Origin of the sequence: Mesorhizobium sp. B2-1-8 (assembly GCF_006442545.2) — a bacterium.
GTDB lineage: Bacteria > Pseudomonadota > Alphaproteobacteria > Rhizobiales > Rhizobiaceae > Mesorhizobium.
Window position 1 is genome coordinate 1,836,090 of record NZ_CP083952.1, and the last position, 23,405, is coordinate 1,859,494.

Below are 23,405 nucleotides of genomic sequence, written 5' to 3' on the forward strand. Positions count from 1 at the left end.
CAAATCGAGAAAGTTTGAACTCGAAGGGATGCCTTTGCATATGCTGCGCAGGCTATGACGGCAGCAGATGAGGACGTTTCTAACAATCTATCACTGTTCGCTCTAAGGCGAAGGCGAGATCGATTCCGAAAGGAATTGCGTGATCTTCTAAGCATCGGCGGCCCGAGCGAGTTTCTTAATTTGATTTGGTCGCTCGCCGCGCTGCACGAGGGTGAGTTTGCGCTCGCGCGCCGGTTTGGACCAGACTTTAGCTCTGAGGAGATGCAGCAAGCGAGGGAACGTTTCCGCTTTGCGCCGTGGCTCCTCGAGACTCTTGTCAACGAATACCTGACCACCTCACAAAAATCCGGCCCGCGAAGGCTGAACGTCAAAAACCACAATGCGGCGAACGCGCTGATCTCCAAGCTCGTTGAGTTGGAGAACGCCGAGGACGGCGTTTGGCTGAACTCTGGTAATATTCTTCACCTGATCGGCCATCTTGCGCAGCGACAATTCCCTTGGCAGCGCGGATATGACTATTTCTTTCAACTCTACCGCTCCCTTTTTATTTTTGATTTCCCCGACGCGCTCGCCCGCTTCGAGGAGAACGTTGGGATTCCTGTCGATCGATTTGCATTTTGTGGCTTTGCCCTCCGCTCACATCTGATGTCGCGCCCCTTCGCCTCGATGACCGTCGATCTGAGTGCGGTCAAAATCAGCGAGAAAGAAAGAGAAATCACGTTCAAGAAGCTCTCTCTACCGCTTCTTCAAGCCAGGAGAGCGGCATCAACATTGAGAGGGGAATCGGGCCTCACCGCCTACAAGAAAAGCGCCCTTCGCATCAGCCCATGTATCGTCATTCCGGCCGGCACTCATCTGATCGCGCCACTACCTCAGTTGATATCGCTGCGGATAAGCAATGGCATCTACTACGATATCGTCGGCCCCGGGGGCATCAACGAGCAGATGGGCAAGCGCTTCGAGGACTACGTTGCTATGCTTATCGATGCGTTCCTGCCTGAGATCGCGATCATCCGGGAAAAGCCATATGCGCCGAAAAAGGGCATAAACTATAGATCGTCGGATCTCGCCCTGCTGTCCGACGGCTCCGTGTCCTTGCTGATAGAATGTAAAGCGAAGAGAGCTTCCCATGCGTCGAAATTCGCCGAATCCGCCTCCGAAGCTGAGGGTTTAGCGGACCTCGCTTACGGGATCTTTCAGATATGGCGCCACGTCGCCCATCATCGGCTTGGTCATGTGGACCGTGACGTCGAATTTTCGCCGACGATCAAGGGCGTTCTGCTGACCTTGGATACGTGGGCAGATATGTCTTCGACCATGCAAGGAGAGATTCTTAGGCTGGCGCACGAAATCCGGCAGGTCAAAGGATTGGAGATTGTCGACAACGATCTAATCCCCGTCGGGTTCGTGCACATTCAGGACTTTGAGGGTCTCCTCGCGACCGCAACGCCATCGTCGCTCATTTCAGCGACAGAGCTTTGGTTCCACGATCCGCAATACAAGGGTTGGAGCCTCTGGTCGGTGCATGAAAAGCACCCCGGGCGTGCGCCTATCGATCAGCGGCCGCTCTACGATAGGTTTCCGACACCTTCCGGTATGAGGTGGCTGACGCGCAAGGCGATTGACGGGCTTGCCGAAGAGCAGGGAACCCCGGGGGAGCCGCCCGAGCAACCTGCGTTGTTTTGACAGGCGTCTTTGGGGCTTTCAGTGCGATGGGTGTCTTATTCACCCCAACCAATCGCGAGGGTTACGCCCCCTCGGGTGGTCTTCGATCGAAAAAGATCGCTGTCGATCTGCCGCAAAAGTGCCAATTACTGCCTGCAACTCGACCGCGTCGCTGGGATCGCCGGCTGTTCTCAGCGCTGCGATGCCGGCGACGATCGACACTGGGCCGGGATTTTCACCCAGCAGCTTTTCGAGCACAGGCATCAGCTCCGCGATCGTCAACATGATATATGCTCGACGCTCCGGTCGCGCGGCGCCGGCCGGACCAGGATTCTGACGAACCTGACAGGGCGAACGCCGCCGGCTGCGTCAAAGGCCAGTACGGAATTCTGCCGCAATAAAGTAATGCGATCAGTCAGGTCGGAGTACGCGATTGAGCAAGCCAAACCTGAGATTCTTCGTTGCTGGCGTAGCGTGCTTCGGCATGGCTGCGCCAACCTTGGCAGAGGGAAAATGTCTCGGCCCGAATGGAGAGTTCGAGCTGGGCCAGTATTCTTGCCTGGCGCCAGGTCCCGATATCTATCTGGCTCGCTGCGAAACCAACCAGAACGTCTTTTCCTGGAACAGGATCGCCGGCTACTGTCCGGGCGGCGCGATCCCGGTGCGGACGGATGCTCTGAGCGCTTCATGTCTGAGTGACGGCGAACAGTTTCCGTTGGGAAGCTTCGCGTGTTTGGGTGTCGGGGGGCAGAGGCGCCTCGCGCGCTGCGACATGGTGCTTAACAGTCCCTCGTGGACGAAAATGCTGGAGAGCTGCTCGGCCCTGCCATCCCCGACAGCCGTCGCGAGTCCGCTGCGCCCTTGGATCAAGAAGGCGTTGGATCTTCCTCGAGGACTGCTCAATCACTTCTGATCTTTCAAGGTTCGTCGCAACGAGCCTTACGGCCTCAGCTGCGGCTGCCAGGCAAGGTGAGATTTCCGCGGCTCAGTTCACGACCTAAAGGCTCTTCAGCTCGTGACCGACTGACCGACGACCCAGTGGGCAGATGTATCGGTACCCTTGCACCTTGGTAGCGGCCCATCGAGACATTCAGACATCTGCGAACGATAGGCGTTTTTGGGGAAGCGCAGGTCCGCGTGCTGTTCGGCCTTTGCGCCGCCCCGCTTGCGTCAACCATTGCTACGTTTGCGCCGCCTTCTGCACTTCATGTGGTTTCAAATCGAAAGCCTCCTTTCCCTTCCCGGCCCATAGGTTCCGCGCATGCTCGGCCTCACGGCTCTGCAGCTTGGCGGCGATCCAGAGCATCGCTCCGTAGATGATGGCGCGATCGTCGTTGGTCAGCTCGACAATGCCTGCTTTGACGACGAGACCGCCGAGTTCAATCAGATGTCGGGTGCGCTTGCGGCGCTCGACGTGCCAGGTGCGCATGTCATTGCGAGCCAGATGCGCTTGCCGGCGATTGTGCGCTGCCTGGTTGTGCTGGAGTGCCGCGGAGGTTGCGCCCAGTTGTCGGAGGAGTTCTCCTGGAACCGCTCTCGAAAAACATCGCTCCACGCTTGGCCCATGCCTCGAGCTTTGCGGGATCTTTCGTTTCGGAGATTGCGACCAGCGCGCCAGCCAGTTCGTCGGTGCTGAGTTGATCGGCGCCGGTGGCGATCACCAATTCGCCAAGCTGCTGAACCTTTCGCGTCTTGAGCTCCCGCGCCTTGTCTTCCAGCGCCCTCAGCTCCACGTCAAAGTCGCGTGGTTTTCGCATGGCTGTCTCCATCGGTTGTTGATGCGGCCATGATACGGAACCCTCTGTCGGAAAGCTTCAGGGTTGCCGAGACAGCCCGGGACGGGCTGGTCCATCCCGAGAATTTTTCGAGGGAGGGCGCGCTTATACGTCGTGCCGACGTGCGCTTTGACGTGCAAATGATCTGGTCGCGATGGCGATCTATCATCTTCACGTCAAGGTCATTGGCCGCAAGGCTGGCTCGAGTGCTGTGGCGTCGGCCGCCTATCGCTCCGCCTCGCGGCTGCGCGACGAGCGCATTGATCGAAGCCATGATTTCTCGGCCAAGCGTGGCGTCGTCCATTCCGAGGTCTTGCTGCCGGAGAATGCACCGGAAGCCTGGAGCGACCGTGAACGGCTGTGGAACGATATCGAGGCCTTCGAGGTTCGCAAGGACGCCCAGCTTGCCCGCGAGGTGGAGTTTGCTCTTCCACGCGAACTGACCCAGGCGCAGGGCATCGAACTGGCGCGCGACTTTGTTCAGGCCGAGTTTGTCAGCCGGGGCATGGTCGCCGATCTCAATGTGCATTGGGACAGGGCTGAGGATGGAAGCATCAAGCCGCATGCCCATGTCATGCTCACAATGCGGTCCGTGGATGAGAATGGTTTTGGGGCAAAGGTGCGCGACTGGAACCAAACGGAGCTGGTTGAGCGCTGGCGCGAACGGTGGGCCGAGCTTGCCAATGAGCGCCTTGCCGAACTCGACATAGACGCCCGCATCGATCATCGCAGTCTGGAGGCGCAGGGCATTGCCCTGGAGCCGCAGACCCAGATTGGTGCGCCGGCCCAACGCATCGAGGGCGGTGGCCTCGACGCTGCCGGTATTGAAGCAGATCGCGCCGAACTGCACCGCGAGATCGCGCGCAACAACGGCGCGCGCATCATTGCCGATCCATCTGTAGCGCTCGATGCCATCACGCATCAGCAATCGACCTTCACCCGAAAGGACATCGCGAAGTTCGCGCATCGGCACAGCGATGGCATCGAGCAGTTCAACGAGGTCATTGGAGCGATCGGCAACGCACACGATCTGGTCGAGCTGGGCAAGGACGGACGCGGCGAAGATCGCTTTACCACCCGGCAAATGATCGAGACCGAACAGCGCCTGCATCGCGCGGCGGAATTGATGGCCGGACAAGAGCACCACACGGTGAGTGACGCACATCGCGAGACAGCTCTCGCGCGCGCAGCGCGACGCGGGCTTGTTCTGTCAGGCGAGCAGGCCGAAGCGCTTGCGCATATCACGGACGGCCGCGGTCTTGATGTCGTTGTCGGGTTTGCCGGAACCGGCAAGAGCGCCATGCTTGGCGTTGCGCGCCAGGCATGGGCGGCAGCGGGCTATGAGGTTCGAGGCGCCGCACTCTCCGGCATTGCCGCTGAAAATCTCGAGAGCGGTTCAGGAATTGCTTCGCGCACAATCGCCAGTTTGGAACACAGCTGGGAACAGGGCCGCGATCTTCTCACCGCGCGTGATGTCCTGGTGATCGACGAAACCGGCATGGTCGGCACGCGCCAGTTGGAGCGCGTGCTCTCCCATGCCGCAGGCGTCGGCGCAAAGGTTGTGCTGGTCGGCGATCCGCAGCAGTTGCAGGCGATCGAAGCCGGCGCCGCATTCCGTTCGATCCGCGAACGACATGGCGGCGTCGAGATTGGTCAGGTGCGCCGGCAGCGCGAGGACTGGCAGCGTGACGCAACACGCGATCTGGCAACTGGCAGGATCGGCGCTGCGATCAGCGCATATGAAGCGCAAGGCATGGTGCATCAGGCTGCGACGCGCGACCAGGCGCGCCGAGATCTGGTCGAGCGCTGGGAGCGCGACAGGCAGGCAAATCCTGAAGCAAGCCGGATCATTCTCACCCACACAAACGACGAAGTGCGCGCGCTCAACCAGGCGGCGCGCGAACGCATGGGTGCTGCCGGCGATCTCGGCGACGATGTTCAGGTCCGTGTCGAACGCGGCGCAAGAAGCTTCGCAACCGGCGACCGCATCATGTTCCTGCGCAACGAACGCGGACTCGGCGTGAAGAACGGCACGCTGGCCATGATTGAAGACGTCAGCGGGCAGAGCATGACCGTGCGCACTGACGACGGCAGGTTGGTGAGCTTCGACCTGAAAGACTATGCCCACATCGACCACGGCTATGCCGCGACCATTCACAAGGCGCAGGGCATGACGGTTGACGGCACCTATGTGCTCGCTACGCCGGGGATGGATGCGCATGGCAGCTACGTCGCGCTGTCCCGGCATCGCGATGGGACCGAGCTGCATTACGGCGGCGATGACTTCGCGACACGGGACCGGCTTGTCCGTACGCTGTCACGTGATCGCGCCAAGGACATGGCGTTGGACTACGAGCAGATCGATCCGGCGCAGAGCTATGCCGAGCGGCGCGGCATCACCTTTCGCGAGCGTGTCGCAGAGATCGTGCGCAAGGTCGTGCCTGAAAGGCTACGCAACATGTTCGACGGCCGGCGCCCTTCGGCAGATGGCGCACCCGACTTCGACGCCATGCGCAGGCCGGAAAGAGAGGAAGTGCGCCTCGAACCCGCAGCGCCCGCCAGAGAGATCGCCGAGGACGGGCAAGCGGCGTTGCGGAAAGCCCGAACCGATGCGCTCGTGCGTCATGCCCGCGCCATGGACGCGATATTCAGCGACGAGGGCGCGGGAAACAAGGCCAGCCCGATGCGGTTGCGCGAACTGGCTGACGCCCGAAAAGCCTTCGACGAGGTGCGGCCCCATGGCTGGCGCGATGCCGAGGCCGCTTATGTCAAGAGCCCGGAACTTGTCGCCGAGGCCGCCGGCGGACGGATCAACCGCGCCATCCGCGCCCTCCAGCTTGAAACCGAAATCCGCACCGGACTGGACAACGATCCGGGCCGCCGCGCAGACCATTTCGTGGAGCGTTGGCACAAACTCGACCGGACCAGCCAGCACCAGTATCAGGCGGGTGACATGTCCGGCTACAAGGCCACGCGATCGGCGATGGGTGACATGGCCAAAAGCCTCGAGCGCGATCCGCAGCTTGAATCCATCCTCGCCAACCGCAAGCACGACCTTGGCATCAGCGTCGATTCTGGTCGGCGCCTTGGTGCGGAACTCGCATTCACCCACGGCATCGACCTCGGTCGGGGCCGGGGCATTGGACTCTAGACAGTCCTATCTGCCGCCGTCTCTACGCCGGGGTGCGATGACGCGGAAAACCTCTTGCGCGCCCGCAAGTGTCTGTCCTCTCTTGATCAAGAGCAGTCAAAAACAACCAGCAGGAGGCAGTGCGTCCATGCGCGAACCAGACCGTATCATCCGCCTGAAAACCGTCGTCTCCCGGACAGGTCTGTCCCGGTCCACCATCTATCGCAAGATCGCCGACGGCACCTTCCCACGCCAGATCCAGATCAGTATCCACGGTGCAGGCTGGCATGAATCCGACATCAGTCGCTGGATCACCAATCCCGTTTCGTGGCGTCCGCAAGACGAGGGCGACAAGTTGTGATGAGGGTGATGCACACTGCGCGGAAAGCTGGCCTTCATCGAGACGCAGCGGTCACGGCGGCAGGGTTACTGCCATGTCCGTCAGGAGCGCCGCCGAGGCGAGCGAAAACGGCAAACCGAAATGATGGTCGGCCTCGCGCCGATCAAGATGGCTTGCTCAAGCAGGGCAACTTTGGCGCGAAGCGGCCGTGACGGGCTGCCTCCGATCCGGCTTCCTTCGAAGCAGGCTGCATCCTCACCGCCCTATAAGGTCCGTCGGCTAACGATTGCCCGATCGATCGCGATCATCGCCGGATCGATATTTATGGTGGCGGCCGAGGTCATCCAGCACCGACCGGATATGAGGCCAAGGGAAATCGGCGGGACGTTCCCAATGCTCACCGTCATGCAAGATAACGAGCAGCTTGGCTAAAATGCCCTCCATGGAGGTAGCCGCTGTATGCGGTAGATTATCCAGAAGTTCGCGTTCGGCTATTTCGGATTGCCGTATCAGTTCGTCTGCTCTCGAATAGCCGATCTCAGCATCGGCGGCATCCCAACGCGCCTGGTGTGCCGCGAAGTCGGCAACCGCCCTGCCCCATTCGACTTCAATTTCGGGAGAGTAGGCATCGTTCATGCCTTCCATGGAATGGAGCGTTAATTCCGTACCATCGGCAAGCCGTACCTTGGCGCAGGGAAAGCCGACCGTCCTGGCGAGGTGTGTCTCCAACCTTTGCTGTTCGCGGCACAGCGCAAGTGTCTCGTTGTGGATGTTTTGCCAGTTCCCACACAGACGAAGAGCAGGATCAGCCGCGCTGCTGCCGTCCGTCAGTTCGGCGGCCCGCGACTTTACCTGGAAGGGCCATGCCACGGCGGCCGTGGCCGTGCCCGCCAGCAAGCGCCGCCGGGTGACGAAAGACAAACTCATGCTATTGTCGGAATCATCCATGATCCGAGCTCCATGAAAGCTGGGGTTGTGGTTAGGTTGGACGGGTGTGACCGCACCTGTCCAACCGCTTAAGATGCTTGTCGGCATCAACGGTAGTATCAGTGTTACTATCTATGGCCAGCAAATGCAACAACTTAGTAACAGGATTACTACGGATGGCAATAACTTCGGCCCAGTGTCGGATGGCGCGGGCAGCTCTCCATCTAGGCATTCGGGAGCTTGCTGCCCTCGCCAAGGTCTCTCCCAACACTATCGCGCGATTGGAGCGCGGCGAGGTTTTGTTCGACAACACACTGCAGGCGGTACAAGGTGCCCTGGAGAACGCTGGCATCGAATTCATTCCAGAGAACGGTGGTGGGCCCGGCGTGCGCTTAGCCAGGCGAAATTAGAGGTGGCGTCACGCAGCGCCCATCGAACCGAGCGGAAACATCTCAGCGACACCGCTGATAATTCCGGTTCGCCCGATGCGATCAGCAATCGATATTGCTGAACAGCTTAGCGTTCCGTTTTGCTCGCGAGCTTATCGTCTTCGGTCGGCGTTGCCGAGGCTCACGTCATAGAGCTTGGTGTCTTCCCGCCCCGCAAAAATGCAGCCCAATCGCTCATCATGGCGCGGCGCTTCTCAATCATGGTTTCGCGCCGATATGCGGCCTCAACGTCGCTGCTGATGGCGTGGGCGAGCGCAAACTCCCGCATGTCTCGGGGATAGTCGGACAACTCCCCTGCCCAATCAGAAAACGTTGACCGCAGCCCATGGGGCACGGCTGGACGCTTCGAGTTCTTGTCCACCCAGCCCGTGCGGCTCGCCTCGATCTCGCTTTCGTGCATCCGTCTCATGGTGGCGCTCAACGTCATGTCGGACAGCATGCCGCCACGGATCGCCGGAAACACATATTCTGTGTCGGCGGTCGCGGCCTCTTTCATCGCAGTCAGGATTGTCATTGCCGCGTCGGATAGCGCCACAACGTGCGGGCGCCTCATTTTCATTCGCGATGCCGGCACCGTCCACAATTCGGCGTGCCAATCGATTTCAGGCCATTCCATGCCGCGCACTTCGCCAGATCGCGCAGCGGTCAATGTCGCGAATTCCAATGCCCGCGCACCCGTGCCTCCGCGTTTGCGCAATGCTGCGAACCAGGTGGGCGCGTCTTTCAACTGAACGGCGGGCTGATTATCGACTGTCGCAACCTTGCTTGGCTTGGACAACATGGCATTGAGATTGCCCTTCCACTCTGCCGGATTGTCGCCCTCGCGGTGTCCGGGTGCCTTTGCCCAATCAAGCACGCGTTCGCAACGTTGCCGGAGACGCGTGGCCGTCTCCGTCTTGGTCGTCCAGATCGGCTTAAGGATTTCAACCATGTGATGTTTGGTGACTTCGGAAACGGCAAGATTGCCGACGACCGGCATTGCATACGTGTCCAGCGTGGATTGCCATTGCTTCCGATGCTTTTCGTTTCTGAATTCCGCCAGCGTGTCGGCAAGGAATTTGTCAACGGCATCGCGGAATGTGAGACGCCGCTTTGCGGCCTCGATCGCGGCTTTGCGACGCTCGCGCTTCTCTTGAAGCGGATTGATGCCGTTGCGGATTTTGTCTTTGGTTGCCCTCGCCCGCTCGCGGGCTTCGCCCAATGATACGTCATGCCCGCCAAGGCCCATTTCGCAACGCCGGCCATTGACGTTTGTTGTGCGCAATAGCCATGATCGCCCGCCTCCCGGCGTGATTTGGAGCATGAGCCCGGCAACACCGCCAACAGCAAACACGGCGTTGCTCGCTGTGGTCGATCCGGGGTGTTTCAAGTTCTTGACCGCTAGTGCTGAAAGTTCCTTCGCGATCTTCGGCATTTCTCTATCCCATCATCTTACCCGCCAAAAATAATGGCATTGGATGATGCGGATTGCAACGGCGCGAGACAGCCATTTTAGGTTAAAGCATTGATATTGCCTTGTGATTTTCGTTGATTGAGACGACATGAGACAGCAATATGGCTGTCGCTCTCTCCGCCATAAATCCTCGGAATGCCATTGGATGCGACTGGGTGCAACGGCATCCTATAGCGCGTCACTGCGTCTAGGGTGGCCCGCCGCCCACCCCGAAAACCTTTATAAAATTCCTATTTCTTTCCCATCCGCCCCGTCTCGAACCTTTATGGCGATCGGGTCCATATAACACGCCACAGAAGCTTTGAATGCCGTCGCCATCGAGGCGACGAGCAAGCGCGAACGGTTTTTGGCCTCTTCCATCGTGGCCGAAAGACAAAAGTAGAAGCAAGGAAGGCAATCATGGACGTCATTGTTGTCGGGATCGGGGTTTTGTTCTTCGCTCTATCCCTCGTCTACGTCAAAGCCTGCGACAGAATCTGAGCGGAAGGATCGAATCATGCTTTTCGATTACATCCTCGGTGGAGGCGTAACCTTGTTCTTGCTTGCTTACCTCACCTACGCCCTCATTCGTCCAGAACGCTTCTGAAGGCGCGGAAAGCCACAGCCATGACACTGAACGGGTGGATACAGATCCTCCTCTATTGCGGGATCCTCGCTTTGCTGGTGAAGCCGCTTGGCTTCTACATGCACCGCGTCTTCAAAGGCGATCGCACGCCGCTTTCGCCAGTCTTCCGCCCGCTCGAGCGGGGGCTCTACCGCATTTGCGGAACCAGCGAGCGCGAGGAACAGCATTGGACCACCTATGCGGTGGCCCTGCTGCTGTTCAACCTGGCGGGCTTCCTGGTGCTCTATGTCCTGCAGCGTCTGCAAGGCAGCCTGCCCTACAATCCAGCCGGCATGAGCGCGGTCGACCCGGCGCTCGCCTTCAACACCGCCGCCAGCTTCATGACCAACACCAACTGGCAGAACTACGGCGGCGAAAGCACGATGTCCTACCTCGTGCAGATGGCCGGCCTGACGGTCCAGAATTTCGTTTCGGCCGCTACCGGCATCGCCATTGCGATTGCGCTGATCCGCGGATTTGCCCGCTCCTCCGGAAGATCGATCGGTAATTTCTGGGTCGATATGACGCGCGCCACGCTCTATGTACTTTTGCCGCTCTGCGTCGTGCTCACCCTTGTCTATGTCTGGCTCGGCATACCGCAGACGCTCGGGCCTTACGTCGATGCCGTCACGCTCGAGGGCGCCAGGCAGACGATCGCGCTCGGCCCGGTCGCCTCGCAGGTCGCCATCAAGATGCTCGGCACCAATGGCGGCGGGTTCTTCAATGCCAACGCGGCACATCCCTTCGAGAATCCCGACGCCATCTCCAACCTGATCCAGATGCTGTCGATCTTCGCTGTCGGCGCCGCCCTGACCAACGTCTTCGGCCGCATGGTCGGTAACCAGCGTCAGGGCTGGGCGATCCTGGCCGCCATGGGCGTGCTGTTCATCGCCGGCGTCGCCGTCTGCTACTGGGCGGAAGCCGCGGGCAATCCGCTGGTCCATGCGCTCGGCATCGACGGCGGCAACATGGAAGGCAAGGAGACCCGTTTCGGCTTCGCGCTCTCGGCTTTGTTCGCGGTCATCACCACGGCTGCCTCATGTGGCGCGGTCAACGCCATGCATGACTCGTTCACCGCGCTCGGCGGCATGATCCCGCTCATGAACATGCAGCTTGGCGAGGTCATCGTCGGCGGCGTCGGCGCCGGTTTCTACGGCATGCTGATGTTCATCCTGATCGCCGTCTTCGTCGCCGGCCTGATGGTCGGCCGCACGCCTGAATATCTCGGCAAGAAGATCGAGGCCAAGGAGGTCAAGATGGCGATGCTGGCCATCCTGTGCCTGCCGCTGGCGATGCTGGTCTTCACGGCCATCGCGGTGGTGCTGCCGAGCGCGGTGGCCTCGATCGCCAATGGCGGGCCGCACGGCTTCTCCGAAATCCTCTATGCCTACACCTCGGCGGCGGCGAACAACGGCTCGGCCTTCGGCGGCCTCGGCGGCAACACGCCCTGGTACAACATCACGCTCGGCATCGGCATGCTGATGGGCCGTTTCCTGGTCATCATCCCAGCGCTCGCCATCGCCGGCGCGCTGGCGGCGAAGAAGACCGTGCCCGCCTCGGCCGGCACCTTCCCGACCGACGGCCCGCTGTTCGTCGGGCTGCTGGTCGGCGTCATCGTCATCGTCGGCGGCCTGACCTTCTTCCCGGCGCTCGCCGTCGGGCCTGTCGTCGAGCACCTGGCGATGATCCATGGACAGGCATTCTGAGGCGGATATGTCCTGGTTCAGCAACAAGCGCCGCAATGTCAGGCATCGGGCCGATCCGGAGAAGGAGGGAATGCCGCCTCCTTTCCCGACCCTGTCGACATTTCTTGGGCTTGCCGCCGCCATGATCGCGCTCTGGCTGCTGGCCTACGAGCTTCCACACCTTTTTCCGGCATCCGACCAATCGGTGCCGCACACCAACATTGAAGCCGGAGCTTCAAAATGAGCCACTCAAAATCGGCCAGCATCATGGATGCCGGCATCCTGTGGCCCGCCATTGGCGGTGCCTTCCGCAAACTCGATCCGCGCACGCTGGCCCGCAACCCGGTGATGTTCGTCGTCGCCGTCGTCTCGGCACTGACATCGGTGCTGTTCGTCAAGGACCTCGTCACCGGAGGCGGCGATCCGCGCTTCACGCTGCAGATCATCATCTGGCTGTGGTTCACCGTGCTGTTCGCCAATTTCGCCGAAGCCGTTGCTGAAGGGCGCGGCAAGGCGCAGGCGGTTTCGCTGCGCAAGGCGCGCACCGAAACCCAGGCCAAGCTGTTGGCCGGCGAGGACCGGACGAAATTCAAGCTGGTGCCCGGCACCAGTTTGAAGGTCGGCGACATCGTTCTCGTCGAGGCCGGCGACATCATCCCGTCCGACGGCGAGGTGGTGGAGGGCGTGGCCTCGGTCAACGAGGCGGCGATAACGGGCGAGTCCGCGCCGGTGATCCGCGAATCCGGCGGCGACCGCTCGGCGGTCACCGGCGGCACGCAGGTGCTGTCCGACTGGATCCGGGTACGCATCACCGCCGCTGCCGGCCATACTTTCCTCGACCGCATGATCTCGTTGGTCGAGGGCGCCGAGCGCCAAAAGACGCCGAACGAGATCGCGCTCAACATCCTGCTCGTCGGCATGACGCTGATCTTCGTGCTGGCCACCGCCACCATCCCCAGCTTTGCCTCCTACTCGGGCGGCTACATCTCGGTGACCGTGCTCGTCGCGCTGTTCGTGACGCTGATCCCGACCACGATCGGCGCGCTGCTGTCGGCCATCGGCATCGCCGGCATGGACCGCCTGGTGCGCTTCAACGTGCTGGCCATGTCGGGCCGTGCCGTGGAGGCCGCCGGCGACGTCGACACGCTGCTGCTCGACAAGACCGGCACGATCACGCTCGGCAATCGCCAGGCGACCGAGTTCCGCCCGGTCAAGGGCGTCAGCGAGCAGGAACTGGCCGACGCTGCACAGCTTGCCTCGCTCGCCGACGAGACGCCGGAAGGCCGCTCGATCGTGGTGCTGGCCAAGGAGAAATATGCCATCCGTGCCCGCGACATGGCGACGTTGCACGCCACTTTCGTGCCCTTCACGGCGCAGACCCGCATGAGCGGCGTCGACATAGACGGCTCCTCGGTACGCAAGGGCGCGGTCGATTCGATCCTGACCTATGTCAGCCAGCCGACATCGGCCACGCATGGCACACGGCCCGGAAGCGATACCGTGCGCGACCTGCAGGCGATCGCCGACGAGGTCGCCAAATCAGGCGGCACGCCGCTGGCGGTCGAGAGGGACGGGCGGCTGCTCGGCGTCGTCCACCTCAAGGACATCGTCAAGGGCGGTATCCGCGAGCGTTTCGCCGAGCTGCGCAGCATGGGCATCCGCACGGTGATGATCACCGGCGACAATCCGATGACGGCGGCAGCCATCGCGGCGGAAGCCGGCGTCGACGACTTCCTCGCCCAGGCAACGCCGGAGGACAAGCTGAGGCTGATCCGCGACGAGCAGGCCAAGGGCAAGCTGGTCGCCATGTGCGGCGACGGCACCAACGATGCGCCAGCCCTTGCACAGGCCGATGTCGGCGTCGCCATGAACACCGGCACGGTCGCCGCCCGCGAGGCCGGCAACATGGTCGATCTCGACAGCGATCCGACCAAGCTGATCGAGATTGTCGAGATCGGCAAGGCGCTGTTGATGACGCGCGGTTCGCTGACCACCTTCTCGATCGCCAATGACGTCGCCAAGTACTTCGCCATCATCCCGGCCATGTTCGCCGTCTTCTACGTCGCGCCCGGCCAGACCACTGGCCCGTTGCAGGCGCTCAACATCATGCACCTTGCAACACCGCAGAGCGCCATCCTGTCGGCCATCATCTTCAACGCGCTGATCATCATCGCGCTGATCCCGCTGTCGCTGCGCGGGGTGAAGTACCGGGCGATCGGCGCCGGCGCGCTGCTCAGCCGCAACCTTCTCGTCTACGGCCTCGGCGGCATCGTCGTGCCGTTCGTCGGCATCAAGACAATCGACATGGCCGTCACGGCCCTCGGCCTTGCATAAGGATCATTCCGATGCTCAAGCAAATCAGACCCGCGATCATCATGATCGTCTTCTTCACCGTGCTGACCGGGCTCATCTATCCCTTGGGCATGACCGGCATCGCCCAGGTACTGTTCCCGCGCCAGGCCAATGGCAGCCTGATCGAGAAGGACGGTAAGGTGATCGGTTCTGAACTGATCGGCCAGGCCTTCGCCAGCGACAAGTATTTCCACGGACGACCTTCAGCCGCGGGCAATGGCTATGATGCCGGCGCCTCGGGTGGCTCCAATCTCGGCCCGACCAACCCGAAGCTGATCGAACGCATCAAGGGCGATGCGGAGAAGCTGACGGCGGAGAACTCGAACCAGCCGGTGCCGATGGACCTTGTGACCACATCCGGCAGCGGCCTCGACCCGCAGATCAGCCCGCAGGCCGCTTATTTCCAGGTTCCGCGCGTGGCCAAGGCCAGGGGCATCGACGAAGCCAAGCTCAAGGCGCTCGTCGACAGCCAGGTCGAGGACCGGGAACTGGGCGTGCTTGGCGAGCCGGCGGTCAATGTGCTAGCGCTCAACCTGGCGCTGGATGCCGCGAAATAGGTGATGGCCGGCGCCGGGGATCGACATGGTTCCCGGCGCCATTCATGATCGAATCCGATGCCGAACGACAGAAGCAACGTCGAAAACAGACCATCCCCCGACGCGCTGCTCGAGCATGCGGGGCGGGAAGGGCGCGGCCGTCTGCGCATATTCCTCGGCGCGGCACCTGGTGTCGGCAAGACTTACGAGATGTTGATGTCGGGCCGTGCCAGGCTGGCCGACGGTGTCGACGTGGTAATCGGCGTGGTCGAGACGCATGGCCGCAAAGAAACCCAGGCCCTGGTGGAAGGCTATGAAGTCATTGCCCGCCGCAAGGTCGATTACAGGGGGCGTGTCCTCGACGAGATGGATATCGACGCCATCCTTGCCCGGCACCCGGCGCTGGTCCTGGTCGACGAACTCGCCCACACCAACGCGCCCGGCAGCCGCCACCCCAAGCGCTATCTCGACGTCCAGGAAATCCTGGCGCGGGGCATCGACGTCTATACGACGCTCAACATCCAGCACGTCGAAAGCCTGAACGACGTCGTCGCCCAGATCACGCGGGTCAGGGTGCGCGAGACGGTGCCCGATTCCATCATCGACCAAGCCGATGACGTCGAAATCATCGATCTGACGCCCGACGACCTGATCAAGCGGCTGGAGGAGGGGAAGGTCTATTTCCCCAACACGGCGCAGCGTGCCGTCGAGAACTATTTTTCGCCGGGCAATCTGACGGCGTTGCGGGAACTGGCGCTGCGCCGTACCGCCCAGCGCGTCGACGAGCAGTTGCTCAACCACATGCAGTCCCACGCCATCCAGGGTCCGTGGGCTGCCGGGGAACGGGTTCTCGTCTGCGTCGATGCGCGTCCGGGCGGTGCAGCCCGCATTCGCTATGCACGCAGGCTGGCCGACAGGCTTCGTGCGCCGTGGACGGCGCTTCATGTCGACACGCCTCGCTCGGCCGGCATGTCCGAGGACGACAAGGACAGGCTCGCTACACTCCTGCGCCTCGCCGAGCAGCTCGGCGCCGAGGTGACGACCATCCCAGGCCAGAACCTGGCACAGGATATCGTGCGCCACGCGACGGCGAACAATTTTACCCACATCGTGGTCGGCAGGCCGACCCGGTCGCGCTGGCGGGAACTGATCGAGGGGTCGCTCACCTACGATCTGATCCGCAATGCCGGCGACATCAGCGTCCATGTCATCTCCGGAACGGAGCGGGACACCGAGACGCCTTCCAGGAGAGTGAGCGCGGCCGCCGAGCAGAGGCAGTTCCAGCCCAAGCCGTATTTGCTGGCTACCGCTTACGTTGCCGGATCATTGGCCGTCAGCTCCGCCCTCGACCAATTTCTCGACGTTCGCAACCTGGCGATCGTCTTCCTGCTCTCCGTGCTGACATCGGCGGTGGCCGGGGGTCTCTGGCCGGCGCTCTACGCCTGTTTCCTGAGCACACTTGCCTTCAACTATTTCTTCCTCGAGCCGCGCTACACGCTGACGATCCGGGATCCGGAGAGCATCGTTGCGATTGCCGTCTTCTTCGCCGTTGCCGTCATCGCCAGCAACCTGACGGCGCGCGTGCAGCGTCAGGCCGCCGCCGCCCGCTCGCGGGCGCGGGCAACCGAAGACATCTATCTGTTCTCCAAGAAGCTCGCCGGCGCCGGCACGCTCGATGACGTGCTCTGGGCCACCGCCTTCCAGATCGCCTCGATGCTGAAGCTGCGCGTGGTGCTGCTTCTGCCGGAAGATGGCACCATCACCGTCAAGGCAGGCTATCCGCCCGACGATACGCTGGCAGAAGCCGACATCGCCGCTGCCCGCTGGGCCTGGGAGCACAACCGCGCCGCAGGACGCGGCGCGGACACGCTGCCTGGCGCCAAGCGCCTCTATCTCCCCTTGCGTACGGGGCGCACGGCGATCGGCGTCGTCGGCCTCGACAATGACAAGCAGGGCCCGCTGCTGACGCCCGAGCAGCAGCGGCTGCTCGACGCGCTGGCCGACCAGGCGGCGGTGGCGATCGAACGCGTCCAGCTCGTCGCCGATGTCGACCGCGCCAAGCTCGCCGCCGAAGCCGACCGGCTGCGCTCGGCGCTGCTGACCTCGATTTCGCATGACCTGAAAACGCCGCTTTCGGCCATCATGGGCGCGGCCGGCACACTCAAGGAGTTCGCGCCCGACCTGCCCGAGCAGGACAGGGTGGAGCTTCTGTCGACGGTGATCGACGAATCGGAGCGGCTGAACCGCTTCATCGCCAACCTGCTCGACATGACCAAGATCGAGTCCGGGGCGATGGAGCCTAACTACGCCCTCCACTATCTCGGAGATATTGTCGGCACGGCACTCGACCGCGCCCGCAAGATCACAAGCGAACACGAGATCGAGGTCGATATTCCGTCCGACTTGCCGATGCTGAGGCTCGATCCCGTGCTGTTCGAGCAGGTCCTGTTCAACCTTCTCGACAATGCCTCGAAATATTCGCCGCCCGGTTCGACGATCCGCGTCCAGGGATGGACCGACAATGGGTCCGTCGTCGTGCAGATGATGGACGAGGGGCCGGGCATTCCGGCGCAGGACCTGGACCGTGTGTTCGACACCTTCTACCGCGTCCGCAAGGGCGATCAGGTGCGCGCCGGCACCGGGCTCGGCCTGTCGATCTGCCGTGGCTTCGTCGAGGCGATGGGCGGCACGATCGCGGCCGCCAACCGGACCGACCGTCCCGGTGCCGCTTTCACCATCAGGATGCCGGTGCCGGTGCAAGCGCGCGATGTCGACAACCGCGGCGACGGGCCCGGCGTGGACCAGCCCCGATGACCAATTCGAATGTCAGGATACTGGTTGTCGATGACGAGCCGCCGATCCGCAAGCTGCTTCGGGTCGGCCTCGCCAGCCAGGGCTACACGGTCAGCGAGGCGCCGAACGCCAAGGTGGCTATCGAGCTGATGGAACAGGAAAAGCCGGATCTGGTGTTGCTCGATCTCGGTCTGCCCGGCATGGGGGGCCATGAGCTCCTGCGCAAATGGCGTGACGACGGCGTCGACATTCCCGCCGTCATCCTCTCCAGCCGCACCGACGAGGCCGGCATCGTCAGCGCGCTCGAACTCGGCGCCGACGATTATGTCACCAAGCCGTTCGGCATGAACGAACTGGTGGCGCGCATCCGCGTGGCGCTGCGCCACAAGTTCCAGCAACAGGGCGAGAAGCCGGTTTTCCAGAGCGGCGACCTGAGCGTCGATCTGGTCAAGCGCATCGTCAAGGTCGAGGACAGGGAGGTGAAGCTCTCGCCGAAGGAGTACGACATACTGCGCATCCTGGTGCAGCATGCCGGCAAGGTACTGACCCACCACTACATCCTGAAGCAGATCTGGGACGATTCGACCGACGTACAGTATCTCAGGGTCTATGTGCGCCAACTCAGGCAGAAGATCGAAAAAACCCCCGACCAGCCGCGCTACATCACCACCGAAACCGGCGTCGGCTACCGCCTGCGCGTCGAGTGAAATAACCCGCCCGATAGAACCCGCGTCAGCCGATGACTGCGAGCGGCCGATTTGCCGCCGCCGATGTCCGCAAGGCGGCGAGACAGCCGAGAATGCCGAGCGGCACGAAGGCAAGGAACAGCCAGCTCGCGACACCAGCGGCCGCGTCATGGTTCAGCCCTTGCGAAAAACCGCTGGCATTGGCAACGATGCCGGCAAGGGCGGCACCCACGGCATAGCCGATGCGCTGCATGGTCGGCACCGCGGCCGAAGCGATGGTCTGCTCGTCGTCCGGCGCGGAGGCGACGATGACGCGGGTCAGGAACGGCCAGGCAATGCCGAAACCGCCGCCCTGCAGCAGGGCACAGACCAGGATCAGCGGGATAGAGCCCAGCGGTATGGTGTAGGCGAAGCCGGCGATGCCCGTCGCGATCATCAGTGCGCCGCAGACGATGATCATACGTTCACGCCGTGGCGGCGCGTTGGCGACGAGGATCGACAGGATCGACCAGGCGATCGATTCGGCGGCGATGATATAGCCGGTGGTCAGCAGCGGAATGTCGTGCAGGCTGGTCAGCAGCAGCGGCCCGTAGACGCCGAAGGAGCAGGTCGCGATGGAAAAGGCGGCGACCATGGTCATGCCGGCGCCGACCGGCGTGCGCCATGAGAACAGCCGCGCCGGGAACAGCCGGGAACGCGGTTTTAGCGCGTCGATGTAGAAGAACAGCGCCAGGCTTGCCAGGCCCAGCACGATCAGCAGCGAGGAACGCAGCAGGGCGATGTCAACGCCGGCCGAGGCAATCAGCACCACGGCAATGGCTAGGCAGCCAAGCGCCGTGAACGGGAAGGGCGGCGCCTTGCCATTGCTCGCGCTGGGTCTTGTCGCTTCCGGCGTGTCGAGTACGAGGAAGCTTGCCAGCGCCATGGCGGTGCCGCCGAGGGTGAAGACGCCGAAGGCCCAGCGCCAGGACAGCAATTCGGTAGTGATCGCGCCGAGTAGCGGACCGCTGAAGGCAGCGACGCCCCAGATCGCCGACATGATGCCGAAAAGCTGCGGCCAGATGGCACGCGAGAACAGCCGTTCGACCGAGACGAAGGCCAGCGACACCAGCGCGCCGCCGCCAAGACCCTCGATCAGCCGGCCGGCCAGGAACAATTGCATGGACGGCGAGGTGGCGCAGATCAGCGCCCCGGCCGCGTAGAGCAGGGCCGCGACCACCATGTTGGTGCGCAGCGCCACATAGCTCACCAGCCGTCCGGCCGCGGCACCGGCGACGATGGCGCCGAGTTCGTAGATCGCCAGCGACCAGCCGACGAGCTGCACGCCGGCCAGTTCGCCGACCATGGCCGGCATGACGGTGGCCACCATAGTCTCATTGGTGGCGTGCAGCAGGATGCCGAGGCTGATGAAGCAGAAGCGCGCCAGGTCGCCGCTCGCCCACAATGCGCGCCAATCAACCCTGTTTGTGCTGATTTCAGTCATGTCCATCCCCTGCATTTGCATATCGCGATGCAGCCGCACGGCGCCAGGAGCCAGCGCGAGGCTTCCGGCAGGACCATGCGCGCGGCGTCGAGACGCGGCCTTGCTCGGGGCGGGTTTGTAGAACCTCAACCTCGGTTGAGCTCAAGGGATTTTTCAAGATATGTTTGAGCCAGCGTCGACCTGGATGGACTGCTTGCCGGCAGGTTGCAGTGATGGCAGCGGCTATGGCTGTCCTCGTCCGCCAAAAATCAAACGGCGCGGAACCATCTGTCCGGTTCCGCGCCGCAGAGTGAAGGGCCTGGAGCCGAGGCTCCAAACCACTTATTTGAGCGAGTGGATCAGCTCCAGCGAAGTCACCGCCACGGCGAGATTGACGCCGGTCTGCGCCTGGACGCTGAGCGGCTCCAGCATGAAGGCGCTGTCGAAGCCACCGACCAGCAGGTTGGCGCCGCCGCCGGTCACGACGCTCGCCTCGGCGTTGACGCCGTAGTAGCTGCCGGCAAGGTCGCCCGCGTCACGGTCGCGGGTCGCGGCAAAAACCGCCCAGATGAGCTGGCCCTGATGCGTCTTGCCGACATCGACGCCGAGCTTGGAGATGACGCCGGTATAAATTTCCGACGGCCCGTGATGATGGGGCCGGAAGACGCAGGACACGCCCTTGTTGGAGGTCACGATATAGCCGGTGCCGCCATCGATGGTGCAGTCGAGCGTGCCGAGTTGCAACCTGCCGGCGCTGGCCGGGGCGGCAGCGAAAACGGTCGTTGCAAGGGCGGCGGCGCAGGCGAGTTTCTTGATCATGGGGAGGGTCCTTTCGCAAATCGCTTCGTGATAACGGCTTGAATGGTCAGACCGTTCCGCCGAAAACTTGGCGCGAACAAGGCGAGGGTTAACGGCTTGTCGTGGGGGTTAACACAGGGTTGCCGGATTGGCGGCGATCTTCGGCGCCGCGTGTCCTTTCGGACACGCACACGATGCAGTGGGGCGCTTTGGCGCGGGCCTGACGAAGCCGATGTCAGCTGACGCGGGCGAGGCCGTCCTTGGCCGGCTGGTAGCTGGGGTTGAGGCGCACGGCCTCGCGATAGGCCTTCGCCGCCTTTGCCTTGTCGCCGCGCCGTTCGTAGATCAGCGCCTGGTTGGCCCAGGCCTCGGCGTTCTGGCCGTCGAGCTTGATGGCCATGTTGAAGTCAGAGAAGGCATTGTCCTCGTCGCCCGTCGCCAGATAGGAGAGGCCACGGCCGTTGTAGGGCTCGGCGGCGTCAGGCGCCAGCGAGATGGCGGTCGAGAAATCCTCGATGGCGAATTTGTGCTGGCCCTGGCTCTGATAGATCAGGCCGCGATTGTGGTAGGCGCGGGCGTCCGTGGTATCGAGCTGGATCGCTTTCTGGAAGTCGTTGAAGGCATCCTGGGTGCGGCCGGCCTTGCGGTAGAGATTGCCGCGGCCGATATAGGCGGCGTCATAATTGCCGTTGATCTGGATCGAGCGGTTATAGTCGGCGAGTGCGGCTTCCTGGTTGCCGAGGAAGCGCTGGATGAGGGCCCGATTCGAATAAGCCTGGTAGAAATTCGGGTTGAGCTGGATGGCCTGGTTGAAATCCTTGAGCGCCTGCTGGTACTGGCCGCCGCGGCCATAGGCCGAACCGCGCACATTGTAGCCTTCGGGATCCTGGGGATTGCGCTGGATGACCGCCGACAGCGAGGAGATGTTCTCGCTCGAGCCTTGCGCCTTGTCGATGTTGTTGAATTCGCCGGCCGGGCCCGATGTCTGGCAGCCCGCAAGCACCAGTCCGGAAAGCAGGGCCGCTGTCAGGGCGAAACCACGCAATGCGGTTCCGCGCTCCACGCTTGTTGCGTTCATGTCTGCCCTGTCCTCACTTGCGCCGTCGTTCAGGTCCGGTTCCCCCTCCGGGCCGGGTCACAATCAAAATAAAAGGGTGGCGGCGATTCCGCATCGCGCCACCCTGGTATCCTTCGAAAAGGACGAAATATTGGCAATAATCAGCGCGGCGGACGCGCTGCACCGGCGGCACCGCCAGCAGCGACCGGACGCGGGGTCATCGGCAGCAGGCCTTCGCGCTGTGCGCGCTTGCGGGCCAGCTTGCGGGCGCGGCGAACGGCTTCGGCCTTTTCACGGGCGCGCTTCTCGGAAGGCTTCTCGTAGTGGCCGCGCATCTTCATTTCGCGGAAAATGCCTTCGCGCTGCATCTTCTTCTTCAGCGCGCGAAGCGCCTGATCAACGTTATTGTCGCGGACGAGTACCTGCACGGGCAATCCTGTCTTTCGGGTTTGATATCAACAGGCAAGCAGCCATAGCCACAAGCCTCCGCGGCGCTCGACACCACGAATTGTGGCGGCTGATAGCAGAATCAAGCCTCGCTGTCCACAGTCGAAATGACGGACGACAGCCAAATGCCACGCTCGCCTGGAGACTGGAGATAGGTCCCAGTTACGCCGTGGCCAGGTGTAGCCGCTCGAAATCCTCGAAGAACTCGCCGTAATCGCAGGTGATCTCCTCGCCGACGGCGATATCCCGGGTCGCGATGGCGCCGCCATATTGCGAAAAATCGGTGTTCGGGGTCGCCGAATGGTTCATGAAGCGGCCATTGTCGACCTCATAGACCATGAACCCGGGCTTGTCCGGGCTCGGATAGGCATAACGGTCGAGCAATTCCTTCAGGGGCTGCGGCGCCGTCTCGTATTTGTCCATCGGGATCAGCCGATCGAAATCCGGCTCCAGGCGCCAGATCGAGGCGCCCTTGCGGATGGGCTCGGCGGCGAACATGCCGACGCCTTCGATTGCGCTCTGGGCGACATAGGTTCGGATCAGCATCATGGTTCCAGGACCCGTCTTGGCAAGAAGACCCGTTTCGACAGAAACGGAATCGCCAAATCGCGCCGAAAAAGCAAGACCGGCGGCCTGCGTCACAACGACGAACAGGCCTGATCCCCGTAAAAATCCTTCACGTCCGGTTGATCGACACGCCGCCATCTGCAAACAGCGCGGTTCCCGTGGTGAAGCTCGAGGCGTCGGAGGCAAGGTAGAGCGCGGAGCGGGCGATCTCTTGCGGCTGGGCCATCCGCTTCAGGAGCAGCCACCCGATACCTGCAGAGGTTCGCACCAACTATTGCCGCAGCAGCCATGCCAGACGGTCTAGCGAGAACGCGTAGGTGATGACGATCAGCACGGCCATGATGATGCCCATAGCGGTATGGCCTGCCACATGGAAACCCGCGGCACCGCCGAACAGGACGACGAATTCCAGCGCCAGCCTGACAGCTCCAGGCACCGGCACCGGAGCCCGGCCTGACCGGCTCGGATCATTGAGGACCGCGAAGGTACCCCATGCCGCGGCTGAGGCGAGCGGCAACGCGATGGCGAGGACCCAACGCCACGCTCCGTCCGAGAGGCTCCAGCCTGCCATGCCGAGGCCAAGCAAGGCGGCAAGCTCCAGCAGGAAGCGCAATGTAAGATTCCACCAGGCGTTGCCCACCATCGTCCTCCGAATCCCCGACGCCGAGGAGTGTGACTG

The 23,405-nt window shown here is 62.4% G+C and carries 23 protein-coding genes and 1 pseudogene; 12 read left to right on the top strand and 12 right to left on the bottom strand.

Features of this window, described 5'->3' with window-relative positions; all coding sequences use genetic code 11:
* Window positions 1-135: 135 nt before the first annotated feature.
* Window positions 136-1,686, top strand: coding sequence for a hypothetical protein (locus tag FJ970_RS09080; RefSeq protein WP_140756182.1), 1,551 nt, complete (start codon window positions 136-138; stop codon window positions 1,684-1,686).
* Between the two features lie 39 nt (window positions 1,687-1,725).
* On the opposite strand, the gene FJ970_RS09085 is transcribed toward FJ970_RS09080, so the two are convergent.
* Entirely contained in the window at window positions 1,726-1,950 is a 225-nt protein-coding gene (locus FJ970_RS09085) for a hypothetical protein (protein WP_140756180.1), read from the bottom strand.
* 148 nt (window positions 1,951-2,098) lie between these two features.
* Here FJ970_RS09085 and FJ970_RS09090 point away from each other — a divergent pair, with 148 nt between their 5' ends.
* A complete protein-coding gene (locus FJ970_RS09090) occupies window positions 2,099-2,578 on the top strand; it encodes a hypothetical protein (protein WP_140756178.1) in 480 nt (159 codons plus the stop codon).
* Between the two features lie 267 nt (window positions 2,579-2,845).
* On the opposite strand, the gene FJ970_RS09095 is transcribed toward FJ970_RS09090, so the two are convergent.
* Both FJ970_RS09095 and FJ970_RS09100 read right to left on the bottom strand, forming a co-directional pair.
* Window positions 2,846-3,094: a conjugal transfer protein TraD gene (locus tag FJ970_RS09095; protein WP_140756176.1), complete on the bottom strand. Its 249-nt coding sequence runs from the start codon at window positions 3,092-3,094 to the stop codon at window positions 2,846-2,848.
* Window position 3,095: 1 nt separating this feature from the next.
* A complete protein-coding gene (locus FJ970_RS09100; protein WP_227792059.1) occupies window positions 3,096-3,434 on the bottom strand; it encodes a conjugal transfer protein TraD in 339 nt (112 codons plus the stop codon).
* A 160-nt stretch (window positions 3,435-3,594) separates the two neighbouring features.
* Between FJ970_RS09100 and traA the strand changes: the two genes are divergently transcribed.
* Complete coding sequence (gene traA / locus FJ970_RS09105) at window positions 3,595-6,591, top strand: Ti-type conjugative transfer relaxase TraA (RefSeq protein ID WP_140756172.1); 2,997 nt, start codon at window positions 3,595-3,597, stop codon at window positions 6,589-6,591.
* Window positions 6,592-6,718: 127 nt separating this feature from the next.
* Window positions 6,719-6,931 carry a helix-turn-helix transcriptional regulator gene (locus FJ970_RS09110; protein ID WP_023825499.1) on the top strand — a complete coding sequence of 71 codons (213 nt, stop codon included), beginning with the start codon at window positions 6,719-6,721 and terminating at the stop codon, window positions 6,929-6,931.
* A 258-nt stretch (window positions 6,932-7,189) separates the two neighbouring features.
* Here the strand turns inward: FJ970_RS09110 and FJ970_RS09115 are convergent, their stop codons facing one another.
* Window positions 7,190-7,858 (bottom strand): hypothetical protein, encoded by a 669-nt coding sequence (locus tag FJ970_RS09115; RefSeq protein ID WP_140756170.1) that lies wholly within the window; start codon window positions 7,856-7,858, stop codon window positions 7,190-7,192.
* A gap of 182 nt (window positions 7,859-8,040) precedes the next feature.
* On the opposite strand from FJ970_RS09115, the gene FJ970_RS09120 reads away from it, so the two are divergent.
* Entirely contained in the window at window positions 8,041-8,247 is a 207-nt protein-coding gene (locus FJ970_RS09120) for a helix-turn-helix domain-containing protein (protein ID WP_023825501.1), read from the top strand.
* Window positions 8,248-8,407: 160 nt separating this feature from the next.
* Here the strand turns inward: FJ970_RS09120 and FJ970_RS09125 are convergent, their stop codons facing one another.
* The gene (locus FJ970_RS09125; protein WP_140756168.1) at window positions 8,408-9,700 is read right to left on the bottom strand and encodes a tyrosine-type recombinase/integrase; all 1,293 of its coding nucleotides are present in this window, start codon (window positions 9,698-9,700) and stop codon (window positions 8,408-8,410) included.
* 535 nt (window positions 9,701-10,235) lie between these two features.
* Here FJ970_RS09125 and kdpF point away from each other — a divergent pair.
* Genes kdpF through FJ970_RS09160 form a run of 7 tightly spaced genes read left to right on the top strand, consistent with a single transcriptional unit; the run spans window position 10,236 to window position 18,416 of the window.
* The gene (gene kdpF / locus FJ970_RS09130) at window positions 10,236-10,325 is read left to right on the top strand and encodes a K(+)-transporting ATPase subunit F (RefSeq protein WP_032919213.1); all 90 of its coding nucleotides are present in this window, start codon (window positions 10,236-10,238) and stop codon (window positions 10,323-10,325) included.
* Window positions 10,326-10,345: 20 nt separating this feature from the next.
* A complete protein-coding gene (gene kdpA, locus FJ970_RS09135; protein WP_140756166.1) occupies window positions 10,346-12,049 on the top strand; it encodes a potassium-transporting ATPase subunit KdpA in 1,704 nt (567 codons plus the stop codon).
* Window positions 12,033-12,272, top strand: coding sequence for a hypothetical protein (locus tag FJ970_RS09140; RefSeq protein WP_227792061.1), 240 nt, complete (start codon window positions 12,033-12,035; stop codon window positions 12,270-12,272). Before kdpA ends, FJ970_RS09140 begins: the two co-directional genes overlap by 17 nt.
* A complete protein-coding gene (gene kdpB / locus FJ970_RS09145) occupies window positions 12,269-14,362 on the top strand; it encodes a potassium-transporting ATPase subunit KdpB (protein WP_140756164.1) in 2,094 nt (697 codons plus the stop codon). Before FJ970_RS09140 ends, kdpB begins: the two co-directional genes overlap by 4 nt.
* 11 nt (window positions 14,363-14,373) lie before the next feature.
* Window positions 14,374-14,937, top strand: coding sequence for a potassium-transporting ATPase subunit KdpC (gene kdpC, locus FJ970_RS09150; RefSeq protein WP_140756162.1), 564 nt, complete (start codon window positions 14,374-14,376; stop codon window positions 14,935-14,937).
* Window positions 14,938-14,994: 57 nt separating this feature from the next.
* The gene (locus tag FJ970_RS09155) at window positions 14,995-17,730 is read left to right on the top strand and encodes a sensor histidine kinase (RefSeq protein WP_140756160.1); all 2,736 of its coding nucleotides are present in this window, start codon (window positions 14,995-14,997) and stop codon (window positions 17,728-17,730) included.
* The gene (locus FJ970_RS09160; protein ID WP_140756158.1) at window positions 17,727-18,416 is read left to right on the top strand and encodes a response regulator transcription factor; all 690 of its coding nucleotides are present in this window, start codon (window positions 17,727-17,729) and stop codon (window positions 18,414-18,416) included. Before FJ970_RS09155 ends, FJ970_RS09160 begins: the two co-directional genes overlap by 4 nt.
* Before the next feature lie 25 nt (window positions 18,417-18,441).
* Here FJ970_RS09160 and FJ970_RS09165 read toward each other — a convergent pair whose 3' ends face one another.
* The 7 genes and pseudogenes from FJ970_RS09165 to FJ970_RS09195 all read right to left on the bottom strand — a co-directional run bounded on the left by FJ970_RS09165 (window position 18,442) and on the right by FJ970_RS09195 (window position 23,366).
* Window positions 18,442-19,878 carry an MFS transporter gene (locus FJ970_RS09165; RefSeq protein WP_140756156.1) on the bottom strand — a complete coding sequence of 479 codons (1,437 nt, stop codon included), beginning with the start codon at window positions 19,876-19,878 and terminating at the stop codon, window positions 18,442-18,444.
* 321 nt (window positions 19,879-20,199) lie between these two features.
* The gene (locus FJ970_RS09170) at window positions 20,200-20,676 is read right to left on the bottom strand and encodes a DUF992 domain-containing protein (protein WP_140756154.1); all 477 of its coding nucleotides are present in this window, start codon (window positions 20,674-20,676) and stop codon (window positions 20,200-20,202) included.
* Between the two features lie 214 nt (window positions 20,677-20,890).
* Complete coding sequence (locus FJ970_RS09175; protein WP_140756152.1) at window positions 20,891-21,733, bottom strand: tetratricopeptide repeat protein; 843 nt, start codon at window positions 21,731-21,733, stop codon at window positions 20,891-20,893.
* 140 nt (window positions 21,734-21,873) lie between these two features.
* The gene (rpsU, locus tag FJ970_RS09180; protein ID WP_010911429.1) at window positions 21,874-22,140 is read right to left on the bottom strand and encodes a 30S ribosomal protein S21; all 267 of its coding nucleotides are present in this window, start codon (window positions 22,138-22,140) and stop codon (window positions 21,874-21,876) included.
* 181 nt (window positions 22,141-22,321) lie between these two features.
* Window positions 22,322-22,708, bottom strand: a complete 387-nt coding sequence (locus tag FJ970_RS09185) for an SET domain-containing protein-lysine N-methyltransferase (protein ID WP_140756150.1) — start codon at window positions 22,706-22,708, stop codon at window positions 22,322-22,324.
* Between the two features lie 127 nt (window positions 22,709-22,835).
* Window positions 22,836-22,961, bottom strand: a pseudogene (locus FJ970_RS09190) (SDR family oxidoreductase); the annotation flags it as partial.
* A gap of 36 nt (window positions 22,962-22,997) precedes the next feature.
* On the bottom strand, window positions 22,998-23,366 hold the full coding sequence (locus FJ970_RS09195) for a YrdB family protein (RefSeq protein ID WP_140756480.1): 369 nt from the start codon (window positions 23,364-23,366) through the stop codon (window positions 22,998-23,000).
* Window positions 23,367-23,405 lie beyond the last annotated feature (39 nt).

Coding starts and splice junctions, on each gene's coding strand:
- FJ970_RS09085 (WP_140756180.1), bottom strand. CDS start 1,950: ATGTTGACGATCGCGGAGCTGATGCCTGTGCTCGAAAAGCTGCTGGGT.
- FJ970_RS09095 (WP_140756176.1), bottom strand. CDS start 3,094: ATGCGCACCTGGCACGTCGAGCGCCGCAAGCGCACCCGACATCTGATT.
- FJ970_RS09100 (WP_227792059.1), bottom strand. CDS start 3,434: ATGGAGACAGCCATGCGAAAACCACGCGACTTTGACGTGGAGCTGAGG.
- traA (WP_140756172.1), top strand. CDS start 3,595: ATGGCGATCTATCATCTTCACGTCAAGGTCATTGGCCGCAAGGCTGGC.
- FJ970_RS09110 (WP_023825499.1), top strand. CDS start 6,719: ATGCGCGAACCAGACCGTATCATCCGCCTGAAAACCGTCGTCTCCCGG.
- FJ970_RS09115 (WP_140756170.1), bottom strand. CDS start 7,858: ATGGATGATTCCGACAATAGCATGAGTTTGTCTTTCGTCACCCGGCGG.
- FJ970_RS09120 (WP_023825501.1), top strand. CDS start 8,041: ATGGCGCGGGCAGCTCTCCATCTAGGCATTCGGGAGCTTGCTGCCCTC.
- FJ970_RS09125 (WP_140756168.1), bottom strand. CDS start 9,700: ATGCCGAAGATCGCGAAGGAACTTTCAGCACTAGCGGTCAAGAACTTG.
- kdpF (WP_032919213.1), top strand. CDS start 10,236: ATGCTTTTCGATTACATCCTCGGTGGAGGCGTAACCTTGTTCTTGCTT.
- kdpA (WP_140756166.1), top strand. CDS start 10,346: ATGACACTGAACGGGTGGATACAGATCCTCCTCTATTGCGGGATCCTC.
- FJ970_RS09140 (WP_227792061.1), top strand. CDS start 12,033: ATGGACAGGCATTCTGAGGCGGATATGTCCTGGTTCAGCAACAAGCGC.
- kdpB (WP_140756164.1), top strand. CDS start 12,269: ATGAGCCACTCAAAATCGGCCAGCATCATGGATGCCGGCATCCTGTGG.
- kdpC (WP_140756162.1), top strand. CDS start 14,374: ATGCTCAAGCAAATCAGACCCGCGATCATCATGATCGTCTTCTTCACC.
- FJ970_RS09155 (WP_140756160.1), top strand. CDS start 14,995: ATGCCGAACGACAGAAGCAACGTCGAAAACAGACCATCCCCCGACGCG.
- FJ970_RS09160 (WP_140756158.1), top strand. CDS start 17,727: ATGACCAATTCGAATGTCAGGATACTGGTTGTCGATGACGAGCCGCCG.
- FJ970_RS09165 (WP_140756156.1), bottom strand. CDS start 19,878: ATGACTGAAATCAGCACAAACAGGGTTGATTGGCGCGCATTGTGGGCG.
- FJ970_RS09170 (WP_140756154.1), bottom strand. CDS start 20,676: ATGATCAAGAAACTCGCCTGCGCCGCCGCCCTTGCAACGACCGTTTTC.
- FJ970_RS09175 (WP_140756152.1), bottom strand. CDS start 21,733: ATGAACGCAACAAGCGTGGAGCGCGGAACCGCATTGCGTGGTTTCGCC.
- FJ970_RS09185 (WP_140756150.1), bottom strand. CDS start 22,708: ATGATGCTGATCCGAACCTATGTCGCCCAGAGCGCAATCGAAGGCGTC.